The following is a 10,610-nucleotide window of genomic DNA, read 5'->3' as shown; positions in this document are numbered from 1 at the left end:
CGCTGAGCCGAGTAACGGCAGGTCGACAGGGACAAACCTGCCAGCCTGCAGGCACGACGTTGCGACAGACCTGCGGCCTCACACATGACTTCCACGGCTTCCCGCGTCTGGTCTGTCGTCAGAACTTTCGGCCAAGAGCTACCTGAAGCGCCTCCTTATCCAGCATGGCTTCAGCGAGCAGCTTCTTGAGGCGGGCGTTCTCCTCTTCAAGCGACTTGAGCCGCTTCACTTCGGGAACTTCCATGCCACCAAACTTCTTGCGCCAGGTGTAAAAGGTAGCGTCTGAAATAGCATGCTTACGGCAGAGTTCCCGGGCTGAAACCCCGGCTTCGGCCTCGCGGAGAATACTGATGATCTGTTCGTCGGAAAATCGCTTCTTCATGGGGATGTCCTCATGTGACTGATGAAGACATTACTAACATCGCGGTGTATTAATCAACGGGGAGCAGGTCAACGCATCCTGTAGACCCTTATCCTCGCTTACTTTAACTACATAGTAGTCCCTTGCTCCCGGCACTATCTTATCAACCTTGATGCCGACTGCGCCATTGCTGACTTCATCGTAAGGAACTCGGTCTATCTCAATGCTTTCAATATTGAGTAAGTGCCAATGATTCTCGCTGTCTTGTATTGCGATTTTATCAACCTTTGAGAAAGTAAAGTTGCTGTCAGCAGGGATTATAAGAGAGTAAATCACCACTCGATCATAGCAGTGGTTAAACTCAAGCCGGTGAAGGCTAAGCCTGAAGTCCATGAGTGAATCGCCACTTATAAAAGAGAAAGCAGACTAATACCCGGCGCTTCAGTCACTGATATCAACGACCACACTTAATCTGAAAGAGATCGAAATTCACTGGCGTGAAGTGCTGCGTCTGGCAACCTCGATAAAGCAGGGGACCGTGTATATAGAAAGAGTGATCGATGCCCTGAAACGTAAGGGGCTGAAACTCAACGAACAATTGTTGTCGCATCTGTCACCATCAGGATGGGAGCATATCAATCTGACAGGCGATTAGATCTGGAAAGCAACCGGATACCGGCTTCCGATAAATTTCGTCGGCTGAGACCAGCTAAAGTCGAAAGGTTAAAAAAAGCCTTAACGTACAATAACTTTCGATATCCAAGCTGACCCCTGTCAGGTACTAATTCCCCTGATCTGGACGCTTATTTTAGAACACTCGGTCAGAAGTGACCGGGAATGACAGAGATAGAGAGTGTTAATTTTACAGGCGTTTTACCTGCAGCGGTTCAGCGCTACCGCAAAAAGCGTGCGTCAAACCGGAAGGGGATGTCGCGGGCCTGCTTAACAATCGCATTGAACGCGGGATGTTCAGGATTAAGCAGATAGTTTGATTCTACCGGCGAAAGGGCGCTGGGCACGCGTAATGCCACGGAACCACCACTTTGTACCCAGGCATCCCCGAACAGGCGCAGTGCAGCAGGTCCTTCCGGTGCAGCCCAGTCGGCGGGTAGCTGATTGATATCAACCCACTCAATCAGCCGATCGGGAACCTCTATACTCAGGAGTGTAAAAGAATCCAGCACGCTGGCGCTTTGCAGATGGATCAGCGTCTCCAGCATGGTCAGCGAGGCCGTTTCAGAAGCATAAACCATCGACACACCGACGCTGTTCCAGCGACCGCCACCTTCACGCGCACCAAAACCACTCCAGGCCGATCCCAGATAACGCGTCTTAGTCATGCGGTAGAGCTTCACGAATAAACACCGTGTTCGAGTCGGGTAATGAGTTTTAGTACTTCATAAGCCCCGGTTTCAGACGCCACCAGATCGGCCGGTTTTTTATTGCCCAACGCGCGTGCAGGCTCATTGAGCCACTGGCGTGCTTTTTCTTTATCGCCCTCAAACAGCTCAACGGCACGATCCATCACGCGAATAAATCGCACCAGCCGTTCGCTCTGTTCTGCAGTGAAGCGACTCTTTACGCTACGAGTAAATGTCGAGCCGGCGATGCCGGTCATTCGACGCAGCTCTGCCTGAGAGATTTGCGCCCACGTGACAATGCGACTGGCGACCGTACCGTCAAGGCCATCATCGATTTGATCCATCAGCACAACGCCGTCCGCACTGCTCAGACCGGCAAACTGCCACAGGCGATCGGGTTCTGCCGCGGATGCGGGTAATGTGAATTGTTTCATGATCACCTCCATTTGGTTATTTGATTATAGCCAAATGGCGATAGGGTTCAATGCACCATTTTTGCGCTGTCATATTTAGAAAATAAACCCGGTTTATTCTTTTTTTGGCGGAGAATACGGGGAGGGTAAGCAACACATCCTCTGGTTTTGATCTGGCATTTTGTGGTCAACAGCTTACAGAAGAAAAGGACATGCGCAGTAAGAGGGATGAACAGGGGCGATAACAGCCGAAGTTGCCTATCGGCGAGCGGCTGACGACAAGCAGGTAAGTCAGCTGAACGTCATCATCACAGGTAAGCGGCACTCTGTGCTGTCTCTCGCTGTTTCGCATGACTTTTGCCATGACAGGATAGTCACCGTGACGAAAGATTGTCGGTGACTGTGATATATTGCCGCTCTTAGTAGTGCAGGCGCTGGGTTCAACCGATAGGGACTATCCGTTATGAAACGACACGACATCAACTCTTCAACATTATTTCGCAGTGCGGGATTCGATCCGACGTCTGGGGTGCTGGAACTTGAGTACCGCAACGGTACGTGCCGACGCTGGCTTGCTGTTCCGGCCCATACCTATCAGGGATTCTGTGCAGCCGTCGATCAGGACGCGTTTTTCCGCGAAAGCATCGACAACCGTTTTTTTTCTATGTACCAAAAGAGCGATGCATAGCGATACAAGATGACGGCTCATTTTTTCAGGCATGGCGGTGAAGATAAGCGTCAAACGCCGTCTTTCTCGCTAAGTGGATAGGGCGACGGCGATAAGGTGATTTTGCGGGTCCGTGCCTGAAGGTTGAATACGCATTATCTTCCCTTCAAGGCAATCATTGAAACACTCAATGATTGCCTGAAAAGGACCGCTCAGATAACCCCCTAATGGGCCACGCAGCGCCGCTGAATTACATCATTTGCGGTTCGCGAATCGCATTACCTTTCTCGAAACGTGAAAGACGATAAGGTGCGATGTCTGTATAAACGGGATTATTCGTCAGCAACTGTGCGCACAAAAGCCCTGCGCCAGGACCAATGGCGAAGCCATGTCCACTGAAGCCGGAAGCAATAAACATCCCTGGTAGCGCACTTACTTCATCAATGACGGGCACTAAATCAGGTGTGGTGTCAATCCAGCCCGCCCAGGCATAATCAACTTTTATCCCATCCAATTCTGGAAATAAACGGATCAACTCCGCAAGACCATTGCGAATAATGCTGTTATCCGGGTTGGGATCAAGGACACGGATTTTTTCAAACGGTGAACGGCTGTCATGATGCCAGCTTCCAGCCGCTTCAGGGCCCGAAAAGAACGAGCTGTTAAGCCGGACCTTGAGCTTTTTAGCCACTTTACTGCGATACATTGGATAGAACTTTGCAGCATAACGGATGTTTTGCGGTGCCAAATCAATTTGTCCAAGACCGGGCACGGCAACGGTATAACTGCCATCCTCACGGCGGCGAAGGCAAAGGTTAGGTGTACTCAGACATCCTTTCACCACTTCAGGCGCAGCGGTCGTTTTGAACACCGTGCCCAAAATATTCGCTGCAGGGAGTTCAATGCCATATTGTCTGCAAAAACGTGAACTCCATGCTCCACCACAACAGATAACCCGGCTGGCGTTTACCCGCCCGCGTTCTGTCCATACACCTGAGACCCGGCCCGCACTAATGTCCAGTGCGCGCACCGCGCAGTGCTGAAATATGCTGGCACCCAAGTTTTGCGCACCGCGAGCGATGGCCGGTGCTGCCATCGAAGGTTCCGCGCGACCATCGGTGGGTGACCACACGCCGCCTCGCCAGGCCGTTTTATCTCCAATCCGTGCCTTAGCTTCCTGCGCAGATAAGAGATGACTGGTAAAGCCCATTTGCTTCGCTTGCTGACCCCATGTTTCCCAACGCGCCAGATCAGCATCGTTGACTGTGCCATAGAGAATGCCGCTGCGCCTGAAACCAAGATCCATTCCGATTTCGGCACTCAGTTCATCCCAGCGCTGTAGGCTGCGCATCGCCATAGGCAGTTCATACAAGTCACGATTCTGCTGGCGCACCCAGCCCCAGTTCCGGCCAGACTGTTCACCGGCAATAACGCCTTTTTCAAACAGGGCCACTGAAACGCCCTGTTTCGCCAGTTCATAGGCCGTTGACGTACCAACAATGCCACCGCCTATCACAACAACATCGACAGTGGTGGGGAAGACGGAGCTGTCATGGACGCTATCGACCTTGATTCGCATGGGTTAACCTTGTTTCAGATATGATGTCGCGGCGGAATATGCATAATCCACAATACACGGGCTTCTGTGTCGCTATCGTTGAAAATATTATGCGGGAGATGGCTTTTAAACTGAAAACTGTCACCCGCTTCGATTAAGGTTTTCCCCCCCTCTACTTCAAGGGTCAGTTTACCTTCCATTACTACACCTGCTTTTTCACCCGTGCCTGTCAGCATCTCTTCTGAACGTGTGCGCGGAGGAATACTGATATACATAAACTGAATATCGTGTTCGCCTGAGGGCGATAACATCTCTTTAGTTATCCCCAGTTTGCCAACATGAAAGTGCGGCCGCTCATGCCTGCGTCGCACGTAATGCTCTGCGCCCGGCCGCATTACGTCATCTTGTTCAAGGAAGGCTGTCAGTGGCACATCTAAGACCACACGAAGTTGCTCCAGAACGCGTATCGTAGGGTTAGCCAGATTACGTTCAATCTGGCTAATTGCGCCCGCTGACACATTAGCCTGTTGCGCCAGCTCTTTGATCGTCATGCTACGAGACTTACGAATTAATTTTAAACGTATACCGATGTTAGCCTCTGCTGCACTCAGCTCCTCTGCGTGCATTACCGCTGTTTTCATAACCATGCTCCTTAAGGTTTGTCGCGTCCCTGTGTGAAAGCGCGATCAGGGCATTCCCCATTTAGCTTTAATTTTTTGCAGTGACCCATCTGCTTTCATTGCTGTCAGCGCGTTATTAATATCGGCAAGCAGCTTATCGTTGCCTTTTTTCACACCAAACGCCATGGGCGAAATATGCTCGGGTTTATAATCATCTACAACGTGCATACCTTTAAAAGATCCGGTTTTTTCCTGAACTTTCAAAATAGGATAATCATTCATGCCTGCCGCGATACGACCCAGTGACAAATCGCGCATCATATCTGAAGGGCTATCGTAGACTTTGACTTCTTTAGCAATGCCGCTTTTTATAAGGCTTTGCGTGTAGTCAGTGCCTGTCATAGTACCCACGATTTCGTCCTTAAGATCTTGTTGCGAATGGTAGGTTTTTTTATTGTCATCACGCACGACGAGTCCAGGCCCAAATGCAGTCACCGGCTGAGAAAAGGAGATGCGTTTTTCCCGCTCTGGCGTCGGTGTCATTCCCGCCACGATCATGTCAATTTTGCCTGCAATAACAGACTGAATAAGGGTGGAGAAGGGCACAGCGCTAAAATTAATCTCCAGATGCTGACGCCTGGCCACTTCGGCGGCGACATCGGGCATGAATCCTTCGATTTTTCCCGTTTTTGTATCCAGAAAGGTCGTTGGCGCACTGGATGGCGGGGAGCCCGCCGTCAACAACGCCGCATTAACACTGCAAGTGAAGCCTAATGCGGCAAACAACAAAGCCACACTTACGCACGATCGGTTAGACATGACGCACTCCTGCTTAAAACGGGGACCATTAACTTCAATATAATGAAATTAATTATCCTGCTGTCAATCATTTCTTTTCTAAAAAAAATCCCCCCTCACAAATGAGCATCAAACCCTTTGATTTGCGACTATAAGCGATCTTAAATGAAGGTTGTCGTACAAATAAGTTAATGCTATGACGCCATGAGAGGAAAAGTTTGACAGTATTTAACGGGGGAATATTCATTAAAATGAATTTTTAGCATGCCACCTAACACCGGCTGGAGCGCATAATGGACTGGAGCAGCATTCATGTATATCTCCCTTTTCTCTTGAAAGGGGCTGAAATGACAATCTACATCACACTGTTGTCGTTACTTATCAGTACGCCACTCGGCCTGATCTTTGCTGCTGCAAAAATGTGCCCTTTTAAAATCATTTCATGGCCTGTCGCTGTCATCATTAACATCACCCGTGCATTGCCCATGATTGTGGTGCTGTTTTACATCTACTTCGTTTTTCCCGACATTGGTATCACCCTTACCTCTTTTCAGGCCAGCGTGATCGGTATTGCTTTCTGTTTTTCTACCTTCCTCGCAGAGATCTTTCGTTCTGGCATTGAATCCGTGGATCGCGGTCAACTGGAAGCTGCACGTTCTATGGGAATGAGTTTTAGTAAAGCGATGCGGCGGGTCATATTGCCTCAGGCCTTTCATGTTGCACTGCCGCCTTACAGCAACACCCTGGTGATGATGCTTAAAGATTCGGCTCTTGCTTCAACGATCGCGGTAACCGAAATGACACGCCAGGGACAGCTTCTTGCTGCCTCAACCTTTGATAACACAACGGTATATACCCTGGTTGCGTTACTTTACCTGACGTTATGTATGCCATTGCTGGCCTTTACCAAACACCTTGAAAATCGTCAGAAAAGAGGAGCCTGAGATGATTGAAATTATTGATGTTCATAAGCGCTTTGGCTCAGTAGAAGTGCTTAAAGGGGTCAGTTTTCGCGTCGAAGAGGGCGAAGTGGTCTGTCTGGTTGGTCCTTCAGGTTCCGGAAAGTCCACGGTGCTGCGCTGTATAAACGGGCTTGAGACGTATGAAAACGGTCAAATTCGCGTTCTCGGTCAGCACGTTGATAATAAAAGCAAAAATATCAATTTGCTCCGACGCCAGATAGGTATGGTTTTTCAGCGCTTTAATCTCTTTCCCCATCGCAATGTGCTTGAGAACGTGATGGAAGGCCCGATTTACGTTAATGGCGAATCACGCAATGCCGCAGAAAAACGCGCGAGAGAATTGCTGGAAAGAGTAGGGCTGGCAGACAAGGTTTCCGCGTGGCCGGCGCAACTTTCAGGTGGTCAGCAGCAACGTGTGGCCATTGCCCGAACACTGGCGCTACAGCCCAAAGCGATTCTTTTTGACGAACCCACCTCCGCCCTGGACCCCGAACTGGTCGGTGAAGTGTTGCAGGTTATGCGTAATCTGGCACAACAAGGCATGACAATGATCGTTGTCACACACGAGATGCAGTTTGCACGAGAGGTCGCGGATCGCGTTTGTTTCCTGCATAGCGGGCAAATTGTGGAACAAGGGCAAGCCGAACAGGTCTTGCTGCGTCCTCAGGAAGCACGCACCCAGGATTTCTTGCGCCGGGTTCTGAGGGACTCCGGCGTGTCGAATATGATGAATGCATAAACGTCAGAAAAGCAGTTCTGATCACGTAAAAATGGTTATTACGCGTTGTCAGTGCTGCGTCTTTCTGGCAGCTGCGGGGACGGGAGAAAAAATGAACATATGACCGGGGGATCGGTTAACCTGTGTTGTGCTCATCCCCACGTTCATTTACCACCAGACCGCTCTGCTTTGCTGCCTGGTCCCTTTAAGCACGAAGCTGAATGCCTTTGATAATGATGTCCTGAACACTCTTCACCGTTTGTTCAAAAAACACCGGATCGCTGAGCGTTTTACCGGTGATCGCCTCAACCTGCACGCCAAAATCCGCGTAATGCTGCGTAGTTGCCCACAGCATAAAAATCAGCTGCATCGGATCGACCGGTGCGATCAGCTCGTCTTTAATCCAGCCGCGAATAACATCCGATTTATCTTCCACCAGCGTTTTCAGGCTGCCACCCAGTTCCTGTTTTAGCAGTGGCGCGCCCTGCACCATCTCAAGACAAAACAATCTCGACGCCTGCGGATGGTCGCGGGATACGCACAGTTTCAGACGGATATATTCGCGTATGGCTTCCAGTGGATGCTGATCGGACTGCAATGCTTTAAGCGGTGCTAACCAGATATCCAGCAGCCCTTTCAGCACCGCAATATATAAATCTTCTTTCGAGGGAAAGTAATAAAAAAGATTGGTTTTTGAGACGTCAGCACGTTCCGCTACCTGCTCCAGTCGGGTGCCGTGGAAGCCATACAACGAAAAAAATTCCAGTGCAGCCGCCATGATAGCGCTACGTTTGGCGGCGACCGCCCGCGAGCGGCGCGTCAATGATTTCGACGCTGCCTGAGGGGACTTGCTTTCACCGGCGGCAGATTCCGGGCTTTTGACCAATGGCTTCACAACGTCTCCATGACATAAACATCAAGGTGGAAAGCATAACAAATAGGGATAGGGGCGACTATCGTCATGCACGCCATTTATGAAAGCGGCGAAATAAGATCCCGCTTAACCGACTATTTAATAAATTTGCACCATTTGCGCTCAATCCTGCCTGATTTACGTGCAGTTATTTTTGAACAAATGGTCTGAAACAGACCAACTGCTCCATAAAAAAATTAAACCCCGCTTTAACCTCATGAAAATAAACATTTTTAAAAACATGGCATCCACTTTGCAGTTGTTCTCTCGTCAGGAGATTTCAGCACGGTGCAATCAGGAACCCGCAGGACGCACTTAAGCCGCGCAGATATTTTCGCAAGCCCTTGTTGTGGTCCTTATTATTTTCAATCGAGGTGAGCTATGAAAATCGGTGTCTTTATTCCTATCGGCAACAACGGTTGGCTAATTTCAGAAACTGCGCCGCAGTACAAACCTACCTTCGAACTGAACAAAACCATTGTGCAGAAAGCCGAGCACTATCATTTCGATTTTGCGCTTTCGATGATCAAACTGCGCGGCTTCGGCGGTAAAACTGAATTCTGGGAACACAACATGGAATCGTTCACGTTGATGGCCGGTCTGGCTGCCGTGACCTCCCGCATTCAGCTTTACGCGACTGCCGCCACGTTGGTGATGCCACCAGCAATCGTTGCACGTATGGCTGCCACTATTGATTCCATCTCCAATGGCCGGTTCGGCGTGAACGTCGTCACCGGCTGGCAGAAACCGGAATACGAGCAAATGGGCATGTGGCCAGGCGATGACTATTTCAGCCGCCGCTATGATTACCTGACCGAATATGTCAGCGTGCTGCGCGACTTGTGGGGCACGGGCCACTGCACGCTCGACGGTGAATTCTTCAAAATGGACGACTGCCGCGTCAGCCCGCGTCCGCAAAGCCAAATGAAAGTCATCTGCGCCGGGCAAAGCGACGCAGGCATGGCGTTCTCCGCCAAACACGCCGACTTCAACTTCTGTTTCGGCAAAGGCGTCAACACACCCACCGCTTTTGCGCCGACCGCCGCGCGCATGAAAACGGCGGCAGAAGCCGAAAACCGCGACGTCTCCTCTTACGTTTTGTTCATGGTGATTGCCGACGAAACCGACGAAGCCGCCCGCGCCAAATGGGAGTTGTACAAAGCCGGGGCCGATGCCGAGGCGCTCTCCTGGCTCACCGATCAGAGCAGTAAAGACACCAAATCCGGTGCGGATACCAACGTCCGCCAGATGGCCGATCCGACTTCCGCGGTCAATATCAACATGGGCACACTGGTTGGTTCTTACGCCAGCGTCGCCAGAATGCTCGATGAAATCGATACGGTTCCCGGCGCAGGCGGCGTGCTGCTGACCTTCGACGATTTCGTCAACGGTATCGAAAACTTTGGTCGTTACATCCAGCCATTAATGAAAACCCGCCAGCACATCGGCATTGAGCAGAAAGAGGTCGCATGATGAACGTTGTTGAGAATCAGACAGTGGTCCGCCGCGCGCCCCAAAATACCGGCGAGGAAACGATCCTCACAGCCCGTCCTGAAGCCATTGCCTTCACGCCGCAGCAAACGGCGCTGATTGTGGTGGATATGCAAAATGCCTACGCGACTCAAGGCGGTTATCTTGATCTGGCGGGCTTCGATGTCTCTGCCACTGCGCCAGTGATTGCCAATATCAAAGTGGCGATAGCCGCTGCACGCGCTGCGGGCATCAAAGTGATTTTCTTCCAGAACGGCTGGGACAATCAGTACGTCGAAGCCGGTGGCGCCGGTTCACCGAACTACCATAAATCCAATGCGCTGAAAACGATGCGCAAACGCCCGGAACTGATGGGTAAACTGCTGGCGAAAGGCGACTGGGATTATGACCTGGTCGATGAACTGCAGCCGCAGCCGGGCGATATTGTATTGCCCAAACCGCGCTACAGCGGTTTCTTTAATACTCAGCTCGACAGTCTGCTGCGCAGCTACGGCATTCATCATCTGGTATTTACCGGCATTGCGACCAACGTATGCGTCGAATCGACCCTGCGTGACGGCTTCTTCCTGGAATATTTCGGTGTTGTGCTGGAAGACGCGACACATCAGGCCGGCCCGGAATTTGCGCAGAAAGCCGCCATTTATAACATCGAAACGTTCTTTGGCTGGGTCTCCAGCGTGGGTAACTTCTGCGACGCGCTAGGTTACAAAACTGAACAAAATGCGGCCTGACCGCTTTATAAAAAGGA

The 10,610-nt window shown here is 50.8% G+C and carries 11 protein-coding genes and 2 pseudogenes; 6 read left to right on the top strand and 7 right to left on the bottom strand.

Annotated features, from left to right (window positions below; all coding sequences use genetic code 11):
* A pseudogene (locus tag NR177_RS10950) lies at positions 1-382 on the bottom strand (transposase); the annotation flags it as partial.
* Positions 383-791: 409 nt separating this feature from the next.
* Between NR177_RS10950 and NR177_RS10945 the strand changes: the two are divergent.
* Positions 792-1,129, top strand: a pseudogene (locus tag NR177_RS10945) (Tn3 family transposase); the annotation flags it as partial.
* Positions 1,130-1,254: 125 nt separating this feature from the next.
* On the opposite strand, the gene NR177_RS10940 reads toward NR177_RS10945, so the two are convergent.
* A complete protein-coding gene (locus NR177_RS10940) occupies positions 1,255-1,716 on the bottom strand; it encodes an RES family NAD+ phosphorylase (RefSeq protein ID WP_063876891.1) in 462 nt (153 codons plus the stop codon).
* Positions 1,713-2,156 carry an antitoxin Xre/MbcA/ParS toxin-binding domain-containing protein gene (locus tag NR177_RS10935; protein WP_096011587.1) on the bottom strand — a complete coding sequence of 148 codons (444 nt, stop codon included), beginning with the start codon at positions 2,154-2,156 and terminating at the stop codon, positions 1,713-1,715. Before NR177_RS10935 ends, NR177_RS10940 begins: the two co-directional genes overlap by 4 nt.
* Positions 2,157-2,598: 442 nt before the next feature.
* On the opposite strand from NR177_RS10935, the gene NR177_RS10930 reads away from it, so the two are divergent.
* On the top strand, positions 2,599-2,823 hold the full coding sequence (locus tag NR177_RS10930) for a KTSC domain-containing protein (protein ID WP_063876889.1): 225 nt from the start codon (positions 2,599-2,601) through the stop codon (positions 2,821-2,823).
* A gap of 229 nt (positions 2,824-3,052) precedes the next feature.
* On the opposite strand, the gene NR177_RS10925 is transcribed toward NR177_RS10930, so the two are convergent.
* Genes NR177_RS10925 through NR177_RS10915 form a run of 3 tightly spaced genes read right to left on the bottom strand, consistent with a single transcriptional unit; the run spans position 3,053 to position 5,799 of the window.
* Positions 3,053-4,381 (bottom strand): FAD-binding oxidoreductase, encoded by a 1,329-nt coding sequence (locus tag NR177_RS10925; protein WP_256852892.1) that lies wholly within the window; start codon positions 4,379-4,381, stop codon positions 3,053-3,055.
* A 14-nt stretch (positions 4,382-4,395) separates the two neighbouring features.
* Positions 4,396-5,001: a helix-turn-helix domain-containing protein gene (locus NR177_RS10920; RefSeq protein WP_096011585.1), complete on the bottom strand. Its 606-nt coding sequence runs from the start codon at positions 4,999-5,001 to the stop codon at positions 4,396-4,398.
* A gap of 45 nt (positions 5,002-5,046) precedes the next feature.
* Positions 5,047-5,799, bottom strand: coding sequence for an ABC transporter substrate-binding protein (locus NR177_RS10915; protein WP_063876886.1), 753 nt, complete (start codon positions 5,797-5,799; stop codon positions 5,047-5,049).
* Positions 5,800-6,071: 272 nt separating this feature from the next.
* Here NR177_RS10915 and NR177_RS10910 point away from each other — a divergent pair, with 272 nt between their 5' ends.
* Both NR177_RS10910 and NR177_RS10905 read left to right on the top strand, forming a co-directional pair.
* Positions 6,072-6,722: an amino acid ABC transporter permease gene (locus tag NR177_RS10910; protein WP_063876885.1), complete on the top strand. Its 651-nt coding sequence runs from the start codon at positions 6,072-6,074 to the stop codon at positions 6,720-6,722.
* 1 nt (position 6,723) lies between these two features.
* Entirely contained in the window at positions 6,724-7,479 is a 756-nt protein-coding gene (locus NR177_RS10905) for an amino acid ABC transporter ATP-binding protein (protein ID WP_063876884.1), read from the top strand.
* Positions 7,480-7,663: 184 nt separating this feature from the next.
* Here NR177_RS10905 and rutR read toward each other — a convergent pair whose 3' ends face one another.
* Positions 7,664-8,353: an HTH-type transcriptional regulator RutR gene (gene rutR, locus NR177_RS10900; protein ID WP_145394355.1), complete on the bottom strand. Its 690-nt coding sequence runs from the start codon at positions 8,351-8,353 to the stop codon at positions 7,664-7,666.
* Between the two features lie 399 nt (positions 8,354-8,752).
* Here rutR and rutA point away from each other — a divergent pair, with 399 nt between their 5' ends.
* Both rutA and rutB read left to right on the top strand, forming a co-directional pair.
* The gene (gene rutA, locus NR177_RS10895) at positions 8,753-9,844 is read left to right on the top strand and encodes a pyrimidine utilization protein A (protein ID WP_145394354.1); all 1,092 of its coding nucleotides are present in this window, start codon (positions 8,753-8,755) and stop codon (positions 9,842-9,844) included.
* Complete coding sequence (rutB, locus tag NR177_RS10890; RefSeq protein WP_172823874.1) at positions 9,841-10,593, top strand: pyrimidine utilization protein B; 753 nt, start codon at positions 9,841-9,843, stop codon at positions 10,591-10,593. Before rutA ends, rutB begins: the two co-directional genes overlap by 4 nt.
* Positions 10,594-10,610: the final 17 nt, after the last annotated feature.

This window comes from Pantoea sp. Fr+CA_20 (genome assembly GCF_024520835.1).
Classification (GTDB): domain Bacteria; phylum Pseudomonadota; class Gammaproteobacteria; order Enterobacterales; family Enterobacteriaceae; genus Pantoea; species Pantoea allii.
The sequence above is the reverse complement of the archived record's forward strand: the minus strand, read 5'-3'. Positions and strand labels throughout refer to the sequence as shown.